Origin of the sequence: Sphingobium wenxiniae (assembly GCF_007830065.1) — a bacterium.
Classification (GTDB): domain Bacteria; phylum Pseudomonadota; class Alphaproteobacteria; order Sphingomonadales; family Sphingomonadaceae; genus Sphingobium; species Sphingobium wenxiniae.
Genome location: NZ_VLKK01000003.1, coordinates 318,265 through 339,978 on the forward strand (window position 1 = coordinate 318,265; position 21,714 = coordinate 339,978).

The window sequence follows — 21,714 nt, forward strand, 5'->3', positions numbered from 1 at the left end:
GAATCGCCGGTCATGGGAAGGCGGCCGGCTCCGACGGGCCGGCCGGTCGTTCGTCAGGACTTTACGCAGCTCCAGTTGGCGGCATCATTTTCCCCTCCCGCCTTGCCGTTGAACCTGGCGACCTGCGGAGCGGGGCAGAGCAGGAAATCGCGATCGGCTCCCTTCGATGTCGGGATCAGCACGCCGGACGTGGTCGGGCCGTTCTTGTCCGCAAAGATGGGATGTGCCCGGCTCGGTCCGCGCCCAGTCACCACCGGCCCGGGCCTCACCCCTTTTTCCGTCCAGGCGATCAGCGTCTGGAGCAGCTGGTCGGGCACGTCGTCCGGACCCGTGCCCGATCCGCAATGCAGCATGCCGGGCACTTCGTAGAGCTTGGCCACCTTGTCGAGACGCGCGGCGCTTCCACCGAGGGACTTTTGCGCATCGCGGAAATAACCGAGCGTCGTGTCCAGTGTCGGCCCGGCATCGCTCACCCCATGCCACCAGATGATCTTGGTGTTGGCGCGCTCCACCCCGGAAAGATCGGCGGTGCTGGGACGGCCGAAGCCGGTGCGGTCGGCCGCGGCCCACCATGCGTCGAATTGCTTCTGGTTGTTGAAGTCGAAGTCACGGAAATAATCGAAATCCGGGCCGAAATAGGCTTTCGACATGACATGCCCCATGATCGTGGCGGCGTTGGTCCTGGCCATGTCCTTCAGGCTGATGCTGTCGGGCCAGGGCGGCGGCGTCGCGCCCAGGAACGACATCCAGCCCGCGGCGGTATTCGTGATCGGCATACCGCCGGTGATCCGGGTGCCGTCGGGATATTTCGGCCCTTCGGCTATCGCCTTGAAGGTGCGGATTTCCGGCGCGGTCAGACAGTCCGGGCCGTCGGCGCCCTTGCATTGCAGGACTTCGGGCTTGAAATGGCATTTGCCCGGTTGCTGAACGATGGAATCCTTCGCCCCGTCCAGCGCGTCGCATTGCGCCGTCACCTTCTGTTCGATCAGGCCGAGTTTCGCCGGGGAAAGCCATGCGCCCGGTTCGCGGGCCATCTGCTTGGTCGCCCACATGAACATCAGCATGGTGGCCGTGCTGCGCCCCGGCGCGCCGATCAATATGCCGTCATAATCCTCCGGATGCCGCTCGGCCGCCTGCACCCCCATGCGGCCGCCGCCGGAACAGCCCGAATGATAGCGATAGAGCTTCTGGACCGCATAATAGTCGCGGGTGATCTTCTGCATCGCGACCGTGGAGACATGTCCGCCGCGATGGACATAGTCCACGCTCTGGGCCGGATTGTCGCGGATGAAGCTCCAGTCCAGCATCTCGCCGCTATGGCCCGTATCGGTCCCGGCCATGGCGAAACCGGCCAGGATGGCATTGCCGTTCGGGATTTGCATATCCGTCGGCACATAGCCCGCCGCGCCGCCCAGGCCCGCCATGATGAAGCGGCCGTTAAATCCCTTGTCGGGCAATTGCAGGCGGAAGCGGACCTTGTTCGGCCCCGGATCGGTGGTGGTGACATAACCGTCGATCCGGCAATGCGGCACAGGCGCGGCGGTGGGCGCGGCGCTCTCGATCACGGTGTCGGCGGCCACCATCGCCTGAATGACGGCGACGGTGCATTTTCCGGCCGGCGCATCATATGTCCGGGGCGCATCGGCCGGTCCCGGCACAGGCGCGGCGGCGGTCAGCGTGAAACTCGCAGCCATGATGGTAGCCGATCCCAATAACTGGCGTCTGTTCATCGTCTTTCCTCTCCATTTTAATTTTTATTATTTCGCCTTGCGCCTTGATGGTTGTTCCGTCCTTCCTTCCTTGAGTGTGCGATGAGGAAGGACAGGCTCGCGACGGGCGGCGGCTGCACGCATATCGCGAACCATGATGAGCAGCAGCCGATGTGCCAGCGGCTCGTTCCTCTGCGCCATGGCTTCATTCCATTCGCTGGACAGATGCGCGCAAGCGGCTTGGTCCAGCGCGGAGCCGCTCAGGAAAGAGTCCAGTTCCGGCAGCAGAATTGCCAATATGGGGCATCCCGACACCTCGGCGATCGCGGCAAGGATCGCGGCGAGAGAAGGCGCGGGCCTGCCCTCCACGCCGAAGAGCAGCGCGACATGCGGCAAGGCAAGCGGCGCCAGAAGTTCCAGCAGTTGTTCCAGCGTCGCCCGTTCCGCCTGGAGCCACTCCCGCGCCAGATGCATCGCCTCGTCAGCATCGGTAGCAGCGACATAAACGCCGCCGCCCCGCCCCCGCCGACTTTTCACCGCCCGATATTCCTCCAGGACATGGAGCGCTTCCCGCCAGGTTCCCCGGCTGACCGCATAGCGCGCCATCAGGTCGGCCTCCGAACCCAGGAAAGTGCCGGGCGCCGATCGGGCCTCCCTGATCTCGCGCAGCATCCGTCTCGCCAGAGCGACCGGCCGGTTATGCGGCGAAGCGCCGAGGGGGGCGTCGACGACGTCGGCCGTCTCCCGCCATCGCTGGAAACGGCTGAGTATGTCCCGATGATACAATCGCAATTGATGCTCCGCCCGCCGGATATCTCCGGCGACCACGCCCTGCACGATCATGTCTACCTGATGCAGCGCGCGAACCAGCCGCTCATCCTGCGGATAGAGTTCGAACGGCATGGCATTGGTCATGAAGCGGACGGCAATCATGTGCGCCAGCGTCACAAAGGGATTGCCCGCCAGTTCCGCGAGCGCGCGCTGGCGTTCTCCGGCGCGCTGACTGCGTTCGATAGGATCGGCCACATCGCGGCTGGCGTTCAGCAAGTCCAGCAACCGGCGCGCCTCGCGTGCGGTCATGCGCTCGCTCGCCAGCCGGAACATGACGCTGTCGACGATCTCCGCCCCCGCCAGCAAGGATTCCACCGCCACACCCGCCGCCTCGAGATGAGCGGCCATATAATTGGCGACCTGGGACAGGGATGTCGTCGTCGCGAGAAGGCCGCCCCCGACGCCGCGCTGCACCCGGGCGACTCCGCGCGCCTCCAATATCCGCGCGGCCTGACGCAGTTGAGCGACGCCGACCCCATATTGCGCGCAAAGACCGGCTTCCTGACCGATCAACGTGCCAGCCGGCAGGCACCGGGCCTTTATGTCCGCTTCCATGGCGTTGGCGAGCGCGCGCCCAGCCTTCATTGCCATCCCCCTTGCCTATGCGTCGATCGTATCAGCGAGAGGGAAACACGACAATGGAAATATGACTTAATAGGCCTAAGTTTATTCCATAGCAGGAGGAAAATGGCTGTTTTCTGCGATAATATGCCTCAAACAGGGCATTGCCTGTCGAAATAGGTGCAATGTATAGGGGTCAGGGGGAATGTGGCACAGCGATGGGGCTGGATGCCGTTCAAGCCCAAACAGGAGTCCGCCTTGCCTCCGGCGCGTGAAACGGCCAAATCGAACAACAGCAATTCACCGAACGACGGTTATCGCCATCGATCAACCGAGAGGAAGCAACAGCGTGGACATTCCAGACGATATTTTCACCGAACCCGATCCCATCGATGCCGACACCCTGACCAATCTGGGGCCGCTGCGGCGGCTCGCGGGAATATGGGAGGGACATCGGGGCGTCGATCTCAACCCCAAGGCGGACGGGCCTGAGCAGCGGGCCTATTATGAGCGCATCGAAATGCAGCCGATCGACCCGCAGACCAACGGGCCGCAACTTTTCTACGGCCTGCGCTATCATGTCCACATCAACACGCCGGAGGAGGAGATCGCCTTCCACGATCAGGTCGGCTACTGGCTTTGGGAACCGGCAACCGGCCTCATTCTCCAGACCGTGGCGATCCCGCGCGGGCAAGTCGCGATCGCCGCCGGCCATGCGGAGCCGAACGCGACAAAGCTGGTCCTGACGGCGAATCGCGGGCAGACCGAATATGGAATCTGCTCGACGACCTTTCTCGAACTGGCGTTTCGCACAGATTCCTACCGCATCGAGGTCGACTTCCACGACGATGGTTCATGGAGCTATGTGTCCGACACCACATTGCAGGTGCGGGGCCGCGACGAGCCCTTCCTGCATCGTGACCGGAACAGCCTGACGAAGATCGCCGAGCCTGACCTCAATCCCTGGGCGCGGATCGTCCGCGAGGCGAAGACCAAACCGGGCAAGTGATGCGGGATCGCCCATGACGGCGGGAGCGATCGGCCTTCGCGTCCCGCCGTCCACGCATCAGAACGCCACCGTCAGCGATGCCGCGATGGTCGTGCCGACCTTATATCTGTTGTAGAACACCTTGTTGCCGTCCAGTTGCTGGACCTCCTGATATTTCCGGCCGGTGATGTTGCGCGCTTCGAACTTGAATTCGCTGTTGATCGCATTGAACAGCTTCACGCCCTGCCGCGCCACGAAGTCCAGCGTCAGGCCCGGTTTTTCCTTGATGTCCGGTTGCAGATTGGGGCCGCGGCTGGTGACGCGCGGGCTGGCATAGGTCAGCAAGAGCGTCTGCTGCGACAGCCTGTCGGTATCCTCCAGCCCCAGTTGCAGGTTCACCAGATGATCCGACTGCCCCGTCATCGGCGCGCCGTCGACGAAATAGTCCGTCGCGGCGGGCAGCGGTCCGGTCGTGTAGCTATAGGGAATGGTCGTGTCGTCCGCGCCCACCTTCAGCTTCGACTGGGTATAGGTATAGTTGCCGATCAGGACGACGCGGCGGCTCTGGAAGAAGGGCGCACTCCACCCGTCGAGCGGCAGATATTTCTGCGCCTCCAGCTCGAAACCGTAAAGCGTCGCTTCCGGCGCGTTGGCGAAGCTGGTCGTGACATCATATTTGTCGTTGATGGTGGTGTAGGTTTCGATCGGATTGTCGATCTTCTTGTAGAAGGCCGCCGCCGTCAGCCGCTCGTCACGCCCCATATACCATTCGGCGCGGATATCCGCGTTCCACAGTTCGCTGTCCTGCAGGAAGGGGTTGCCGCGATAGAAACGGTTGGCGTCGGTGTCGACGAAAGGCTGCGCGATCAGTTCGCGGAACTGCGGCCGGGCGATGGTCTTGGAGCCGCTGAGGCGGAATTGCAGACCCTTGGACGCCTCGAACGTGATGGTCGCGGCGGGGAGCCAATATTCCTTGCGGATGCGGTTCACCGGCTCGACGCCGGTGTTGTAGACATCCACGCCGGTGACGGACTGATTGCCCTTTTCATAGCGCACGCCCCCATCGATCGACAGGCCCGGCACGATTTCCGCCCGCACCTGCCCATAACCCGCATGGACCCGCATCGCCGCCTCATAGACCGGATAATTGCCGGAAAAGTCCAGCAGCGTCAGGTCGAAGAGCTGGATCGTCGCGTCCGACAGCAGATAGTCCGGCCGCTGCTGCTGCACCGGGATCGGCAGGTTGGTCGCATCGAAATGCAGCTCATAGCGGGACGAGGTGCGCTTCGTGTCGCTGAAGGCATAGCCCGCCGTCAACGTCAGCGCGGGCGAAACCTTGTAGCTCAGGTCCGCGCCCGCCGACCACAGATCCTCATTGAGGTCGCTGAAGGTGATCGACGCATCGCCGCGCTGGCGGTTGAGCGCATTGATGAAGCGGTCGCCTACCGGATCAACAGTCAGGTCGCGGTTGCTCCGCACATAGACGAACTCGCGCTCATAGGGCGCCTCGCGCTGCGAATTGGCATAGCCGCCGCGCAGGTCGAGGCTGAGACCGTTGCCCAGCTTGAACTCCCCGACCAGTTGCGTGTCGATCAACTGCCGCTCATACCAGGCGGTGTTCTGGTGCATATAATCCGCGCCCGCGATCGCGCCGTCATTCTGGCCGATCGAAAGCGCGCCGCGCTTCAGCGTGTCGCGGATATAGAGGTTGGTCCAGCGGATCTTCTGCTCGCCCAGTTCCAGCCCGACGCCCAGCAGGCCGTTGACCGTCACCTCATTGTCGGTGGTGATCTGGTGGTATGTCTTGCCCGCCGGCTGCGTCAGGTCGATGGACGCTTGCTGCAACGCGTCGCGCGTCCGCCATTTATTGCTGTAGGACATGGTGGCGATGACGCCCAGCCGCCCGTCGCTGCCCACATCGACGGCCGTGCCGCCATTGATAGAGCCGGAGAAGTTGAACGGCAGGCTGTTCGTCCGCTGCAACACGGACGTCTTGGCGTTCAGGAACTGCATGGAGATGTCCTGAAGATCGCTGCGCTCCATATTGGAGAAGGGCACGCCGCTTTTGAGCGCTTGGCGTAGCAGCGGCGGCACATCGCGCGATCCGTCGTCGAAGCCGGTCCAGTCCGATTTGGCGCCATAATAGCTATAGCCCGTCTGACCGGATGTTTCGGTATTGGCGGAACTGCCGACGCCGATTTCCAGATAGCTTTCGCTCGGGATCGCCTTGGTCGTCAGGTTGATGACGCCGCCGCCGAACTCGCCGGGAAAGTTGGGGGAAAAGCTCTTCTGCACCATCGTCGAGGCGATCACGCTGGTCGGAAAGATGTCGAGCGGCACCACGCGCTTGAGCGGTTCGGGGCTGGGCAACGGCGAACCGTTGAGCAGCGCCAGCGAATAGCGGTCGCCCAAGCCGCGCACATAGACATAGCCGCCCGACACGACCGACAGGCCGGTGACGCGCTGGAGCGATCCGGCGATGTCGCCTTCGCCCGTGCGCTTGATGTCGGCGGCGGACAGCACGTTCACCACCTGCGGCGCGGCCTGGGACACGTTGCTGGTGCGGCGGCCGGTGACGATGATGTCCGAACCGGGGATGGAAACATCCACCCGGCCCGCCTCGGCATCGGCTTTTTCGCGGGCGCTGGGCGTTCCCGGCCCGGCGGAAGGCGCGGCGTCGGTTTCAGTCTGGGCCAGCGCCATCGGGGCGACCAGCGCAGAGGAAATCAGGAGCAGGCGCGCCAGATTGAGCGGCTTCGACATGCGGTTGTCCCCCTTTGGGAAAATATCTGCAAATAAGGCGGGGAAGCGCCTCGGCACGCTCCCCCGCCCCTGTTGGTTTCAGGATGGATCAGGTGGTCGGGATCGCGGTGCAGGCGCCGCTGGACGTGCCGAAACTCGCGCTCACCGAATTACATGTCCAACCGGCATACCATGTGTCGTTGCTGTCCTTGACCGCGCCGATATAGTTGGTGGTCGTGAACGCGGCGTCGATCGTCTTGGGGTCGATCGCGGTGACGGCGGTTTCGGTTGCGCCGTTGATGAACAGGCTGGTCAGCGACGGCGTGTATGCGAAGCTGCTGTTCGCGCCAGCCGTGAAGATCGACTGGACCAGCGCATCGGTGACACCCGTGCCGGTGCCCTTGAACGGCGTCGCATTGCACTGCATCACAACGGACAGGTAACGGGGCTTGCCCGCATCCTCCAGCGCGCTGTCGGCGTCGCGGACCGCCGCCGCGCCGTTGATACGCAGGCAGCTCTGGTTCGGGCTGACGATGATGCCGTTGACAAGGGCCAGATCGGCGCCGCCGCGCAGCAGCATCGACGCGCCATCGTCGCCGGTGTTCGACCGCTGGATATGGGTGAAGTTGGCGACCTTCAGATACTGGCGGGGCAGCGCGTCCTCGCTGGCGTTGCTGGCGGTCGTCGAACCGTTGGAGTCCGTTTCGAGGAAGGTGTCGCCGATATTGGCGTTAGCCCTCTGGGCGGAAATGATGAACTGGGCCGTGCCGCGGAAGCCGACATCGGTATCCAGATTGTCGTCCTCATTGCCGGTGAAGACCAGATATTTAAGGTGCGTCGACCCGCCGAAGATTTCGATGCCGTCGTCGGAGCTGTTGTGCACCTGGATATGGTCGATCTGCGTGCCGGTGCCGACGCCCGAGGGGGTGAGGCCCTGCAATTCCTTGCCGTCCGACAGGACGAAGCCGGAATAGCGGATCTGCACATAGCTCATGCGGCCCGAATTGTCGGCGTCATTGGCGCCGCCATAGATCGCCCCGCTCGTCCCTTCCGTATCGCGTTCGCACGCCACCGTGCCGGGCGCAGCGCCGCCGGCGGCGCAATCGGTGATCTTCGCGCGGCCCAGCAGCACGATGCCGCCCCACTGTCCCGACGACTGATCGTTCGCGTTGCCCAACACATTTTCACGGCTGGTGAAGACGATGGGCTGCGACGCCGTGCCGACCGCATTGATGCGATTGCCGCGATTGACGGCCAGGAACGCGCTGCCGGTATTGGCAAAGACGACCACGCCCGGATCGATCGAAAGCGTGACGTCCAGATTGTTGCTGGAAGCGCCCTGATCCGTGCCGACATCGACGCGGCCGGGCAGCGAATAGATCACGCCCGCGACCTTCGGGACGGTAACGGAAGAGCGGAAGCGCGCGGGGAAAGAGCAGTTGAGCCAGGTGTTCCCGCTCTTGTCGGAAATTTCCCCGATCCTGGTGAACTGATCCGAACCCGTCAGCGTCGGGCAATCGGACGCGGGCGTCACGCCGGTCGGCGTGGGGGTGGGCGTCGGCGTGGGGGTCGGTGTCGGCGTGGGCGAGGGAATGACGATCGTGCCTTCGCCGGGCGAGGCGATGTCGTCGGCGCCGCAAGCGCCCAGCGCCGCGCAGGCGCAGCTCGCCATCAGAATGGTGTGAATACGGTTGATCTTGGCCATGTCGTCTCCGCTCCGGCGTCTGCCGGTTTATGTTGCAATGCGGAGCGCAGGGGATTTTCGAATCGGACAACGCCCCCTGTCGCCCTCGAAGGCGGCAGCTAGGCGCGTCGGATGACAGGGGCATTTTGATTTGATGACGAAACGGCGTCTTTGAAATGACAGTTCGATGACCAGCCGTCCGCCGGAACGAAAATGGGAGCCATTCCCGAAGGAAACGGCTCCCATCAACAGGGCGTGATTTTTAACCGCCGCTCAACGCATGGCGTAGCTCGCCTGCAACTTGCCCAGTGCGCGCCGGGCGATGTCGCGTGAGGATTCCTCATTGCCGTTCGCCAGGACCAGCAGCGATTCCGGCGCGAACCGCGCCGCCTTATAGGCATCGCGCGCATCGGCCATACGGCCCATACCGGCATAGGCATTGCCCAGATTGATGAGCCGCGCCGGATCGTTCGCGCCATCGGGCATCGGAGTCTTCAGCTTGTTCGCGGCCTTCTGGAAATCGCCCGACATCAGCGCATTGGCGGCCAGCCCGCCGTCGGGCACGCCCACGACCACAACCTCATCGGGCGCCGCGAGCGCGATACCCGGCGCCGTGGCGGCCAGCGCGAGTCCGATTACCGCAGCGACCTTCAGCATCTCCATTCTCCCGAAAAAAACTTTCCATCATAGCCGGAATTATTTCACCTTCATGACGTCCGGGCAATAGTGCGCAAGATGCTGAAAAAGCATTTTTATATATTTAATTACAGATAGTTATCATTATTTCTTCAATATGTCATAAAAGTGTAATCGAATGGATTCGCCTTTTTACTTCCGATTCGAATCGGGAACGCACATGTAAATGAACCGCTCGGACCGAACATCCAGACAGTCGAAACAACAGGAGATGGGAATAGTCCGGAGGGTTCTGTTGCCCGGCCCCTCCGGCGGCCGCTGAATTCCCTTCTGTTGCCCGGTGGGTTCAACCGCGTTCTTTTTGGGTAATGTCAGGCCGTGAGGCCATCAATTACGCAGCAAGAGCAAGAGCCTCGTTATCGTTGGCACTTGTGAGTTTTGAACATTTTTACGGCGTACTCAGGCCGGGTGAAGGCAATCGCTTTTCAACACACGTCGATCCTAGTTCGGCCCCGTCAGACACCCCGTACAGCCCTTCCAAAGGCCATCGGGATATGTGGTGGAGCCGCCGGGTACTGCCCCCGGGTCCGCTGCGCCTATTGCACGACACGATTTATCACCATAGCCGGGCGAACCCGGCACGCCCTATATGGAGCGCCCCGGCCGCTTTATCAAGCCGCTCGGCAGGCAGCGATGCAGGAGACGACAAAGATATGTGCATCATGGCGATGGCATGGCACGCGCATCCGCGCTGGCGATTGCTGCTGATCGGCAATCGCGACGAACTGCACGCGCGCGCCGCCGCGCCGCTCGCCCGCTGGGACGAGCCGGACCATCTGATCGCGGGGCGCGACCTGCGATCGGGCGGCACATGGCTGGGCGTGTCGGAACAGGGACGGTGCGCCATCGTCACCAACCGCCGGGGCTATGGCCTGCCCGATCCCGCCAAAGCCTCTCGCGGCGCGCTGGTGACGGACCTGCTTCGTGGCGAGGGCGCCTATGCCGCCCCGGATCGCGCTCCGATGGGTGATTTCAACCCCTTCAACCTGATCCTGATCGACCGCGAACAAGCTCATTTCCTCACCAACCGCCCGCATCCGCTGTGCACAACGCTGACACACGGCCTTTACGGCCTGTCCAACGGCACGCTGGACGACCCATGGCCCAAGACGCTGGCGCTCAAGGCCGCGCTGCTCGACTGGCTGATGGCGCAGGCCGACGATCCTGCCGTCCTGATGGATGCCCTTCGTTCCGAAACCCTGCCTGATGCCGGCATCGCGCCGGAAATTCCATCCGATGCGCCGGACGAAGCCGCCGTCTCGCCCATTTTCATCCGCAACCCCGTCTATGGCACGCGATGCAGCAGCCTGATCGCAATCGACGGGGACGGCCGGGGAACCATCATGGAGCGCCGCTTCGACGCCGCCGGCGGGGTGACGGGCGAAAGCAGCTTCGCCTTTTGATGGCCTCATCCCATGGCATGAACGAATCAAGGATCGCGGCATTTCCGCTCCTTGCCGGAACAGCCCGCTTCCCCCCGCGCCCGTCCCGCGCTAAAGCCCTTGTCCCATGATCCTCGTCATCGACAATTATGACAGCTTCACTTGGAACCTTGTCCATTATCTGATGGAACTGGGCGCGGAGGTGGAGGTCGTCCGCAACGACGCCGTGTCCGCCGGGCAAGCGCTGTCCACCGGCGCGCGCGCCTTCCTGCTCTCGCCCGGCCCCTGCACGCCCAATGAAGCAGGGGTCAGCCTCGACCTCGTCGCCGCCTGCGCCGATGCGGGTGCGCCGCTGCTGGGCGTGTGCCTGGGCCATCAGGCGATCGGCCAGCATTTCGGCGGCAAGGTGGTGCGCGGCGGCCTGATGCACGGCAAGACATCGCCCGTCCGCCACGACGGCACCGGCTTGTTCCAGGGGCTGCCTTCGCCTTTCACCGCGACCCGCTATCATTCGCTGATCGTGGAGGATATTCCCGACAGCCTCATCGTCAACGCAACCAGCGAGGACGGCTCGGTCATGGGTTTCCGCCACCGGACGCTGCCCATCCATTCGGTGCAGTTTCACCCGGAAAGCATCGCCACCGAATATGGGCATGAGATGCTAGCGAACTTCCTCCGCATCGCGGGCCTCCCGGTCAGGGAACGCGAAACGGCCTGACGGCCGGTTTCGGCCATTTGCGGCCATCCAACCTCCGTCATCCCAGCCAAACCGGACAAAGCGACCTGCCGTCCAGCTAGTCAGCCGGCAGCGTCAGAATGAAGCGCGCGCCCTGCCCCGCTTCGCCTTCCATGTGGATATCGCCGCCCATGGCGCGCGCCAGCCTGCGCGAAATATAGAGGCCCAGCCCGCTGCCGACCTGATCGTCCCGGCCCAGGCGCTCGAACTTCTCGAAGACGCGTTCGCGGTCCTCCGGCGCGATGCCGGAACCCTGATCCGCCACGGCGATGTGGGACCGGCCATCTTCCCGCCCCGTTTCGATCCGCACGGCCGACTTCTCGGGGCTATAACGGATGGCGTTGCCGATCAGATTGACCAGAATCTGCAATACACGGCGGAACTCACCCCTGGCAGGCACGGATTCGTCCGCCTCGGGGGGCAGGAGCGTGATCTGCCGGTCAAGCGCCTTGACGCCCAGCAGGCCAGCCGCGCGACGGCCCACGTCCGCCAGATCGACCGCTTCCGAAGCGACCGTGAAGTCGGGACGGTCTATCGCCTGCAAATCGGCCAGATCGTCCACCAGAGCCATCAAATGCCGCCCCGCCACGGCAATGTCCTGCGCATAGCCGGCATAATCGGGCCGCAACGGTCCCTCCAGTTGAGCGCTGATCGTGTCCGCATTGGCAATGATCCGTCCCAGCGGCTGGCGGAGCGAACGGTCCAGCCGCTTGCCGAAAGCGAGCGGGTCGAGAGCGGCGGGCGCCGCGATCTCCGGCACGGGAACCGCGAGATCGAGCGCGAAGGCCTTGCCCCGAAAACCCGATAGCTGCCCGGTCAGATCGAAAAGCGGGAAGCCGGAAAGATGGAACCGCTTCGCCGGGTCGGAGGTCAGGCAGGCAAGCTGGTTACGAAATGCCCGCCGCTGCGTGAAGCCGCGCAGGATGGCCATGTCGCCATCCTCGTCCGGTTGCAGTTGGAAATAGCTGGAGAACGGACTGCCCGCCGCAGGCGGCCCCGCCGGCAGGATGCCATCCGGATCGGCGCCCTCCAACACCATCTGGAACCGTAATTGCGTGTCCACCTGCCAACTCCACCCGTCCGCAACGGCCGCAAGATCGGCTTCCAGAAGGCTGCCATTGTTCCGGACAGCGATAACGGGGCGCTCCTGCCAATCGATCACGGACAGGTGAACGGCCTTCCCTTCCGGCCTTGCCTGCACCCACATGTCGATATCGCACCGTTCCGTTGCCGCAGTCACCGGGCGAGACACGACGATGCCCAGCCGTACCGCCAGGCGCGCTACAGCGGCCAGTTGCGGGATCGCGAGCCGTTCCCCCAAATTGGCGCCCGTCTCCCGCTGAAGCGCCAGCAGCGGCTCGTCAGCGCTGAGCAGCAGGCCATCGGCCGAAATCGACGCCTGGATGGCGGCAGGATGCGCCGGCATGTTCACCCCGCCGTCACCCGCCGCAGATGATCGAGCTTCGCGCGGAACGCGGCGGGCGTCCGCAACGCGTTTATGGTCGCATCCGCGTCCATCGGCGCAAGCGACCGATAGCGCTCCGCCTGTACGACGATCGCCGCGTCGGCAAGGGAGGGCCGCACCGGACGCAGCGCCAGGAGGAGGTGGACATAATCCGAATCCGACCCGCCCAGCGACCGGCTGAGGGCCGCGATCTGCTCCACGGGGCCGAACAACAGGATGTCGGCGACCTGCGTGCTCTCCATCCTCAATCGGCGGGCCGCCAGCGCGGTGAAAAGCAGGAACCGGCGTTGCGACAAGGCCAATGTCAACAGACCCGGCGCATCGGCCCGGTCGCCCAATTGCCGAACGACCACTTCGGCAATGGGCATGGGGCCGGCCGCCTCGTCATGACGCCGCAGCAGGGCTTCGCCGGCCTGCTCGAAAGCACCGATGACGCCATCGTCCGATTCCGACGCGCGCTGGACGACAGCCGCGAGGCAGGCGGCAGCCGTCCATACCAGTTCGGCGAAATATTCCGCCGGCACGTCCGGCCGCAAGGGCTGATCCTCTCCGCCCGTCAGGAGCCAGCGGCCTTCCGCCAGCGCGAGGGCGGAAAGGGCGTCCCTGATTGTCGGATCGTCCGCCGGCAGAACGGAATCGACTTCTCCTTCCGCGCTTTCGCCTTCGGGACAGCCGGACTGACGCAACAGCAGGCTGATTCCGGCCCGCATCTGCATATGCGCCAGCAGCGGCGGCCCCAGCATCGTGGGTTGCGCGCAAATGGTCGGCCAGCAGAGCGGATCGGGCCATTCGTCCAGCGCGGCGGCGATGGGCGCTTCATCCTGCAAGGCCGCGCGGAACGCTATCTCTATGGCGGTCAGGCAACCGCCCAGATGACGCCGCGTTTCCGCGATCAGCGCATCATTGCGTTCCCGCCCGTCCAGAGGAAAGAGAAACGCCAGATCGATGGCGTGCCCGACGGGCACGGCGGACATGCCGGCCATGACCCGCGTCATCGGCCAGCAGTCCGCCAGGGTCGATCCAGCAAGGGTCGGATAGGCGCTCATGCCGGCACCATAATCGCACGTCGTTAAAATGCACTAAACCGTGCCGGGAAATATGTGTCAGCCACGCCGCATCAGGATGATGGCCCCGGCCGAACAGATCGCACAGATCATGACCAGATCGAGCATCCAGGCCATCCCGCCTCCCAGCAGCGCGGCGAGCAGGAGCAGCAGGGCGCTTCCCGGCGTGAAGATCATCCATGCGCGCGCGCCGTTCGTTCGATGCCATCGGTCCGCAACCAGCAGAATCGCAAGCATCAATGCCAGATATGTCGCCGTTATCGAGCCGCCCGCGATCGCCAGGCCAAGCAGCGCGAAGAAGGGCGTGATGAAAGCGACCCAGCCGGAAGGCGGCGAGCGCAAGGCCAGTTCGTCCAGCCGATCGCTGACCTCCGAGAGGAGAAGCGCGAACAGCAGAAGGCAAAAGCCGATGATCGGCCAGTCGAGTTCGATGGGGACCAGCGCAATCGCGCCGATCATCATGGACGCGATTCGCACCTGTAGCGCGGGCACCTGGCTTCGCATCAGCGTCGGCCCCACAAAACGGGCTATCGGCCCGAACAGATAATGCTCGATCCCGCCACGCGTCCGGCCCGACCGCGACGCCTTCGACAGGACGGATTGCGCCACCAGATCGGCCTGCTGCTGCCCTTCGACCAGCGCGACGCGCCCTTCGAGAAGGTCGTCCTGCGGAACGGTGATTCGGCGGACACCTTTCTGAACCGCGCCGCGTACGAGGGTAAGCGCCAGATCCCAATCGCCGATCATGTCCAGCGTGCCGAACAGCAAATCGGGGCTGACACGGGCCAGCCCGGCCCAGCGCTGTCCGGCATCGATCCGTTCGAAGGGCGCGCTCGCACGGCTGTCGTCGGTGACCAGCAGCGCGTCGCCCTCCGCCCCGGCGATGGCGTCGAAATGGGATTGGGCAATGATCGCCCCGTCCGCCACCAGCAGGCTGTCCGCATCGCGCGGCATGTCCCGCACCAGCGCCACCATGTCGCGCACCAGCGCAACGGCTATTCCATCCGCGCTCAAACGGTCGACCGCCTGGGAAATCGCGGGCGCGATGACGTTGACGAGGATGAAGATACGATCCGCCCCCGCGCGCGCCGCCTGGCGCGCCTGATACTCCACCACCGTCTGTCCGGCGAAATGCAGAGTCGCGCGCAGCCCCGCGGACGAATCGCCCGATGTCCGGCTGGCGCTCAAAATGGCCGCGAAAGTCATATTGCGAAAAGCCGACCCGTTCTTGTGCAGCCGCCTTTTCGCAAGGCCGGAGCGATCACGCAAGCGCCCCTTGGCCCAAAGCCGTCAACCCCGTTCGAGATTCGCCAGCGCCACGCGCAACTGCTTGAGAATCCGGGGATCTCCGGGGGCCGATCGCGCGGCGTCCTCCGCCAGCCCCATCAGGCCTGCCAAGCCGAAACTGGCCGCCAGCCCCTTCAGCCGCCAGGCCGCCAGTTCCCAGTTCGCGTCGCAACGCGCCCGCGCGAGCAGATCCACCTGGCGGAGCGCGCTTTCCATGAATGCAACGTGCAGGTCGGCGATCAACGCCGAATCTTCACCAACAGCCGCCGCCAGGGCGGCATTCAGGGCGCCAGGATCATAAGACATGGGGCAGACGCTATCTGGCTTGCGTTAAGTTTTGGTAACAGGGCATTTTCGTGACGGAAAAAGATGCTACTATGACAGGCATGACCGGGGGCAGCACAATCGTCGAGTTCTGGCGCGACACCGACAAATCAGCGAACGACGCGCCGCGCGCGGAAGACGCATCGTCTTTGGAACAAGATTTTTTCGACATGGAAGCGGATGAAGCCGCGCCCATGCGGACCGATCGCGCGCTCGGGCGGGCGCGGATCGCCTTTTCGCTTCTGGCGGCGGCGTGGCTGGCCTTCGCGATCTGGGCCGATATATCGTCGGGCCAATGGCGGGCGGGTCCGGCAGTCTGGCCCGGCATGGTCGCCACGCTGCTCATCCCCCTCATCCTGCTGGGCGTGTGCTATATCCTGCTGGCGCGCAACGCCCGGACGGAAAGCAGGCGCTATCTCGACACGGCCCAGGCCCTGCGCACGGAAGCGGACCTGCTGGAATTACGGCTGGGGCGCATCGCCAGCCAGTTGGAGGCGGCGCGCCAGACCATGCAGGACCAGGCCGAGCTGCTCGACAGCTATGGAGCGGCGGCAAGCAGCAACATGGAGGCATCGGCCGAATTGATCGCCAGCCGCGCGCAGCATACGGTGCGCGACGCCGAAGCCGCCGAACAGGCGGGCGCAGCGCTCGTCACGCGCATGAACGCGCTGATCGAAGCCATGCCGGACCTGGAAGAGCGGGCCGGACGCATGGCCGCCCGTATCGTCGATGACGGTCACGCCCTCTCCGAACGGATCGACGCCCTGGAAGCGCGGCTCCACGCGCTTGGCGAATTGTCCGACGACGCCCGCACACGCACCCTGTCCGCGACCAAGAGCCTGTCGAGCCAGCTTGTGCAGGTGCAGGAGGCGACCCGTTCCGCCAGCGAGGAGATGACCGGCATCGCCGACATCGCCGCGGCCCGCCTGGAAGCGACCATGCGAAGCGCACGGGCCGCAACCGACGAAAACAGGGATGCCATCGAACAGCAGGCTTCGGCTCTCGAAACGTTGATGCAAAGCGTCCGCCAGGGCATTGCAGCGGTCGCGCAGACCAGCCGCGTCTCCTTTACGGAGGAAATGGAGTCCACCACGGCGCAGTTGCAAGAGAAGATCGACCAGACATTGGGCCATCTCCAACATGTGATGGCATCGACCGGCGATGGGCTGGATAGCCAGAAAGCGGCTCTGGAAGATCTGCTTAACCGGTCCCAGACCGGCATCGCGGCGACCGGTCAGGCGGCGCTGCTCACCATGAGCAACAGCATGAGCGCCATCGAAACCGATCTGCGGCAGCGGCTGGAGGCCACGCAGGCCCAAGTGCATGCCCTGCTGGCGGAATGCGACACGCGGCTGTCCGACCAGGCGAGGGCCATGGATTCGCTCGTCGCCAGATCGCGCGGCAGCATCGAAGCCATTGGCGGCGAAACAGTCGCCACCCTTGCCGACAATATGGGCGAGGTCGAAAACCGCCTGCATCAGATAAACGATCTGATCGAAGGTCAGCGGACATTGATGGCCAACCTCCATGTCCAGTTGGGCGATACGCTGACGGCGGCGGAGGAGCGTTTCGGCGCGATGGAGCAATCCTCCCTTACCCGCACGGAAAGATTGACCGAGGCCCTGTCCAACCTGACCGCCGAAACGCAGCGGATCGACAATGCGCTGGCCGGCGGCGGCGTCACAGCCGAAAAGCTGATCGCCTGCGCGGAAACCCTGCTCGTCGCGCTGGATTCCAGCGTCAGGGAGCTGGATGAAACCTATCCGGCGGCGCTGGAACGGTTCGACGCGCGCATGGAACGCAGCCGCGCCCTCATGACAAGCGCCACGCCGGAGCTGGAACGGCTGGAGGCCATTTCGGAAGCCCTGCTTGGGCGGACGCAGGAAGCGGAGGAATTGCTGCGCGGACAGGGTAGCCGCCTGACGGAATGGCTGGAAAGCACGCAGGGCGGGCTGCAATCCAATCGCGAGTTGGTGGACCGGCTGCGGCTGGCGCTGGACGGCGCGCATCAGGACGCCACCCGCATCACCGAAGGCGCAGGCCCCTTGCTGGTCACAGCCCTGCTGCGGGTGAAGGATACCGCCGATCAGGCCGCCGAACGCGCGCGTCAGGCGCTGGGCCGGGCCATCCCCGAAGCGGCGCAGGCCCTGGCGGACGCCAGCGAGGAAGCGATGGAGCGCGCCATCGGCGACCGCGTCGTCGCCCGGATCGAACAATTGTCCACGGTCGCCGAGGAAGCGGTCAAGGCCGCCCATCAGGCGTCCGAGCGGCTCATGCGCCAATTGCTGACCATCGCCGACACGAGCAGCAATGTGGAACAGCGGATCGAACAGGCGGAACGGGCGGCCGAAGAACGCGACCGGGATCATTTCGCCCGCCGTTCCGCCCTCCTGATCGAATCGCTGAACAGCACGGCCATCGACGTCGCGAAGATATTGTCCAACGACGTGACCGATTCGGCCTGGTCATCCTATTTGAAGGGGGATCGCGGCGTTTTCACCCGGCGCGCGGTGAAGCTGCTCGATGCCGGAGAGTCGCGCGAAATCGCCCTCCATTATGATGAGGATGCGGAATTTCGCGACCATGTGAACCGCTACATCCACGATTTCGAATCGATGCTGCGGATCATCCTGTCGGCACGGGACGGCAATGCGCTGGGCGTGGCGATCCTGTCTTCCGATATGGGCAAGCTCTATGTGGCGCTGGCGCAGGCCATCGAACGGCTGCGGCAGTAATATAGGGAGTTCCTGCGAAGGCAGGAGTTCGGATCAGATGTCGGGCTGGGTTACTGCCCCCATGGGGGGCACGATACCGCCCAATCCGGACAGCCGCTAATTGCTGCGGCTGTAACCGGGCAGTTGCTCCAGCTTCACCCAGCCTTCGACATAATTGGCGTAATACAGACCGAACAGCACCGCGGACAGGATCGTGGCGCGCAGCATGACGCGGCCCGGCCGGAAATTGCTGGGCGCGCTGTCCGCCTGCCCTTTCAGCACGGCTTCCCCGGTTTCGTCGGGGGTGCGAATGCCGAAGGGCAGGACGATGAAGGCGCTGATGACCCAGAACAGCACATAAATGGCGAAGATCGCATACCAGTTCATAAGTGACCCGATTAAGCCCGAATCAGGAGGACGTCCACCACCGGCTTCTTGCCGGTCCAGCGTGTCGCGGTGCGGCGCACGGCAAGGCGCACACGCTCACGCAGGACTTCCTCGTCCTGCTGCCCCTTCGCGACGGCTTGCGCGGCTTCGGCAGCGGCTTCTTCCAGAAACGCGGCCTTGTCCTCTTCGACCGGGACGCCCTGCGTGCGCAGTCTGGGTTCGCCGATCACGCGCCCTTTCCCATCCAGCGCCACCGCGACGCTGATCTGGCCGTGCAGCGCTATCTTGCGCCGTTCATTCATCGTCGCGCCATCGGCGGGCAGGATGACGTCGCCGTCCAGCACAAGCCGGCCGCTCGTCTGATGACCGATGATTTCCGGTCCCCCCGGCGCCAATCGCAACAGGTCGCCATTGGATTGCACCACCGCATTCGGGATGCCCGACGCCAGACCCAGCCGAGCCTGCTCGGCCATATGCCGGCGCTCGCCATGAACCGGCAGCAATATCTGCGGGCGAATCCAGCCGTACATCGCCTCCAGTTCCGGGCGTCCGGGATGGCCAGACACGTGGACTTCGGCCTCCCGGTCCGTGATCATCAGCACACCGCTGGCCGCCAGGGCGTTCTGAATACGGCCTATCGCGATTTCATTGCCGGGAATCTGCTTGGAGGAAAAGACGACCATATCGCCCTCATCCAGTTTGATGGGATGGGCATCGAAGGCGATCCGGGCCAACGCGGCGCGCGCTTCCCCCTGCCCGCCCGTCGCGATGATCATCACTTCATTGCGCGGCAATGCCATCGCGGCGTCCCAATCGATCGCCGGAGGGAAATCCTTGAGATAACCGGCGTTGCGCGCGGTGGAAATGATCCGGTCAAGCGAACGTCCGGCCACGCACAGGCGGCGCCCGGTCGCCAACGCAACTTCGCCAAGGGTCTGGAGGCGCGCGGCATTGGATGCGAAGGTCGTGACCAGCACGCGGCCCTTGGCGCCCGCGATAGTCGTCATAAGGCCCGCGCGCACGTCGCCTTCGGACCCGCTGGCCTTCGGATTGAACACATTGGTGCTGTCGCATACCAGCGCCAGCACGCCTTCATCGCCAATCGCGGTCAGTTCCTCCGGCGTTGACGGGACGCCCAGCAAGGGCTGCTCGTCCAGTTTCCAGTCGCCGGTATGAAAGATGCGGCCGTGGGGCGTATCGATCAGCACCGCATTCCCTTCCGGAATCGAATGGGCCAGCGGCACATAGCGGAAACCGAAGGGGCCGAGGGCAAAGCTCCCCTCATTATCGATGACGTTGAGTTCGACCTCGTTCGTCAGCCCTTCCTCCTCCAGCTTCAGCCGGATAAGACCCGCCGTGAACGGCGTGGCATAGAGCGGAACGCCAAGATCGGCGGCCAGATAGGGGATGGCGCCGATATGGTCTTCATGACCATGCGTCAGGACGATGCCCAACAGATCGTCCCGCCGCTCCTCGATAAAGGAAAGGTCGGGCAATATCAGTTCCACGCCGGGATAGGCCGGATCGGCGAAGGTAAGACCCAGGTCCACCATCACCCATTTGCCCCGGCAACCGTAAAGATTGACGTTCATGCCGATCTCTCCCGATCCGCCAAGGGCCAGGAAGAGCAGCTCGTCTGCGGGTGTCATTATGCTTTCAAACTCCGTTCGTGCAGCAGCGCCAATCCCTGAATGGTCAGGTCGGGCGCGATGGCATCGAAAATATCGCTATTCTCATCAAAGAGGACCGCAAGGCCCCCCGTCGAAATCACCTTGGTCGGACGGCCGATCTCCGCACGGATGCGGGCGACCAGCCCCTCCATCATCGCCACATAGCCCCAGAAGACGCCGATATGCATCTGCGCCTCCGTCGTACGACCGATAACCGAACGGTTTTCGGGTGGAGAGATCGCGATCTTGGGCAGCTTTGCCGCCGCCGTGACCAGCGCGTCCAGGGACAGGTTGATACCCGGCGCGATGATGCCGCCCTTGTAAGCGCCCGTGTAATCGATCACGTCGAACGTCGTCGCTGTGCCGAAATCAATGACGATCAGATCGCCTGCATAAAGATGGTGCGCGGCAATGGCATTTACAATCCGGTCCGCTCCCACCGAAGAGGGTTGCTCGACATCCAGTTCTATCCCGCCTTCCACCGGCGCATGACCGGCGACCAGCGGTTGAACCCCGAAATATTTTTCCGCGAGCACCTGAAGATTATGGAGCGCGCGCGGCACGACCGTTGCAATGATGACGGCATCGACATCGGCAATGGCATAGCCCTCCAGCATCAGCAGCTGGTTGAGCCAGACGGCATATTCATCCGCGGTCCGCCTAGGATCGGTCGCGATGCGCCAGCGCGCGCGGATTTCCCCTTGGCTGAGAAGGGCGAAAACGACGTTGGTATTGCCCGCGTCAATCGCGAGAAGCATGGCCGGTCTCCCGCTATCGGATGAGAAGGATGTCGCCCGCATGAATGGCACGGGTGCCGCCATCCGCCAAGCGCAGGATCAGCATACCATCGCGATCCAGGGTTTCGAAACGGCCTTCCAATACGCTTTCGTCAGGCAGATTGACGCGCATGGGCGTGCCGGTCGGATGCGCATTGAGAAGCCAGTGCGTCCGCACCGGGTCCAGGCCCTGCGCGCGCCAGATGGCGAGCCAATGGGCGAACAGACCCGTCAGTCTTTCCAGCATGTCGCCTGCCTCGGCCTCTCCAGCGCCCTGCGCGGCCAAGCTGGTCACGGGCCGGTCCAGACCCTGCGGATGATCCTTCACGTTGATCCCTATGCCGACGATGACTGCGTCGCCCGTCCTTTCAAGCAGGATTCCCGCGATCTTCGCATCATCGACCAGCACGTCATTGGGCCATTTGATACGCGCCTGCCCATCGGCCAGGGGAGCGATCAGCGCGTGAACCGCGTTGGCCGCCACCAGCGCCAATGTGTGAGGCGTCGGATCAAGAGCACGAAGCCGCACTGCCGTCGAGCAATAGAGATTGCCTTCCCGGCTTTCCCACGACCGGCCCATGCGACCGCGGCCGCCGGTCTGGCGGCCCGCGCGAAGCCATGCCCCTTCGGGCACGCCCTGCTCCACCCATGCCATCATATCGGCATTGGTGGAGCCGGTTTCCTCGACGAAGCGGATT

Annotated in this window: 17 protein-coding genes and 1 other RNA gene; 4 read left to right on the plus strand and 14 right to left on the minus strand. The window is 64.0% G+C overall.

Annotated elements, in window-relative coordinates; translation table 11 throughout:
* Positions 1-53: 53 nt before the first annotated feature.
* Both IQ35_RS05990 and IQ35_RS05995 read right to left on the minus strand, forming a co-directional pair.
* The gene (locus IQ35_RS05990) at positions 54-1,730 is read right to left on the minus strand and encodes a tannase/feruloyl esterase family alpha/beta hydrolase (RefSeq protein ID WP_145072268.1); all 1,677 of its coding nucleotides are present in this window, start codon (positions 1,728-1,730) and stop codon (positions 54-56) included.
* Positions 1,731-1,757: 27 nt separating this feature from the next.
* Positions 1,758-3,131, minus strand: a complete 1,374-nt coding sequence (locus tag IQ35_RS05995) for a GntR family transcriptional regulator (protein ID WP_145072269.1) — start codon at positions 3,129-3,131, stop codon at positions 1,758-1,760.
* A 319-nt stretch (positions 3,132-3,450) separates the two neighbouring features.
* On the opposite strand from IQ35_RS05995, the gene IQ35_RS06000 reads away from it, so the two are divergent.
* Positions 3,451-4,110, plus strand: a complete 660-nt coding sequence (locus tag IQ35_RS06000; RefSeq protein WP_021247102.1) for an FABP family protein — start codon at positions 3,451-3,453, stop codon at positions 4,108-4,110.
* A gap of 57 nt (positions 4,111-4,167) precedes the next feature.
* Here IQ35_RS06000 and IQ35_RS06005 read toward each other — a convergent pair whose 3' ends face one another.
* The 4 genes from IQ35_RS06005 to ssrA form a co-directional block, all read right to left on the minus strand.
* Positions 4,168-6,852, minus strand: coding sequence for a TonB-dependent receptor domain-containing protein (locus IQ35_RS06005; protein ID WP_145072270.1), 2,685 nt, complete (start codon positions 6,850-6,852; stop codon positions 4,168-4,170).
* An 88-nt stretch (positions 6,853-6,940) separates the two neighbouring features.
* Positions 6,941-8,536 (minus strand): hypothetical protein, encoded by a 1,596-nt coding sequence (locus IQ35_RS06010; RefSeq protein WP_145072271.1) that lies wholly within the window; start codon positions 8,534-8,536, stop codon positions 6,941-6,943.
* A gap of 252 nt (positions 8,537-8,788) precedes the next feature.
* A complete protein-coding gene (locus IQ35_RS06015; protein WP_031292345.1) occupies positions 8,789-9,172 on the minus strand; it encodes a hypothetical protein in 384 nt (127 codons plus the stop codon).
* Positions 9,173-9,470: 298 nt separating this feature from the next.
* Positions 9,471-9,830: a transfer-messenger RNA gene (ssrA, locus tag IQ35_RS06020) on the minus strand.
* Positions 9,831-9,864: 34 nt separating this feature from the next.
* Between ssrA and IQ35_RS06025 the strand changes: the two genes are divergently transcribed.
* The gene (locus IQ35_RS06025) at positions 9,865-10,614 is read left to right on the plus strand and encodes an NRDE family protein (protein WP_145072272.1); all 750 of its coding nucleotides are present in this window, start codon (positions 9,865-9,867) and stop codon (positions 10,612-10,614) included.
* Between the two features lie 106 nt (positions 10,615-10,720).
* Positions 10,721-11,311, plus strand: coding sequence for an anthranilate synthase component II (locus IQ35_RS06030; protein WP_021247107.1), 591 nt, complete (start codon positions 10,721-10,723; stop codon positions 11,309-11,311).
* 76 nt (positions 11,312-11,387) lie between these two features.
* Here IQ35_RS06030 and IQ35_RS06035 read toward each other — a convergent pair whose 3' ends face one another.
* From IQ35_RS06035 to IQ35_RS06050, 4 genes are all read right to left on the minus strand, one after another.
* On the minus strand, positions 11,388-12,761 hold the full coding sequence (locus IQ35_RS06035; protein ID WP_031292347.1) for a sensor histidine kinase: 1,374 nt from the start codon (positions 12,759-12,761) through the stop codon (positions 11,388-11,390).
* Complete coding sequence (locus tag IQ35_RS06040; RefSeq protein WP_021247109.1) at positions 12,758-13,840, minus strand: DUF2336 domain-containing protein; 1,083 nt, start codon at positions 13,838-13,840, stop codon at positions 12,758-12,760. Before IQ35_RS06040 ends, IQ35_RS06035 begins: the two co-directional genes overlap by 4 nt.
* 57 nt (positions 13,841-13,897) lie before the next feature.
* Entirely contained in the window at positions 13,898-15,064 is a 1,167-nt protein-coding gene (locus IQ35_RS06045; RefSeq protein WP_021247110.1) for a hypothetical protein, read from the minus strand.
* Positions 15,065-15,148: 84 nt separating this feature from the next.
* A complete protein-coding gene (locus IQ35_RS06050) occupies positions 15,149-15,451 on the minus strand; it encodes a hypothetical protein (protein ID WP_021247111.1) in 303 nt (100 codons plus the stop codon).
* A gap of 71 nt (positions 15,452-15,522) precedes the next feature.
* Between IQ35_RS06050 and IQ35_RS06055 the strand changes: the two genes are divergently transcribed.
* Complete coding sequence (locus IQ35_RS06055; protein WP_376699478.1) at positions 15,523-18,204, plus strand: coiled-coil domain-containing protein; 2,682 nt, start codon at positions 15,523-15,525, stop codon at positions 18,202-18,204.
* Between the two features lie 96 nt (positions 18,205-18,300).
* Here IQ35_RS06055 and IQ35_RS06060 read toward each other — a convergent pair whose 3' ends face one another.
* From IQ35_RS06060 to IQ35_RS06075, 4 genes are read right to left on the minus strand one after another with little or no spacing between them, the layout of a single operon-like run.
* Complete coding sequence (locus IQ35_RS06060) at positions 18,301-18,570, minus strand: DUF1467 family protein (RefSeq protein WP_021247113.1); 270 nt, start codon at positions 18,568-18,570, stop codon at positions 18,301-18,303.
* Between the two features lie 11 nt (positions 18,571-18,581).
* Entirely contained in the window at positions 18,582-20,219 is a 1,638-nt protein-coding gene (locus IQ35_RS06065) for a ribonuclease J (RefSeq protein ID WP_021247114.1), read from the minus strand.
* Positions 20,219-20,998: a type III pantothenate kinase gene (locus IQ35_RS06070; RefSeq protein ID WP_021247115.1), complete on the minus strand. Its 780-nt coding sequence runs from the start codon at positions 20,996-20,998 to the stop codon at positions 20,219-20,221. Before IQ35_RS06070 ends, IQ35_RS06065 begins: the two co-directional genes overlap by 1 nt.
* Before the next feature lie 13 nt (positions 20,999-21,011).
* The gene (locus IQ35_RS06075; protein WP_277872628.1) at positions 21,012-21,713 is read right to left on the minus strand and encodes a biotin--[acetyl-CoA-carboxylase] ligase; all 702 of its coding nucleotides are present in this window, start codon (positions 21,711-21,713) and stop codon (positions 21,012-21,014) included.
* Position 21,714 lies beyond the last annotated feature (1 nt).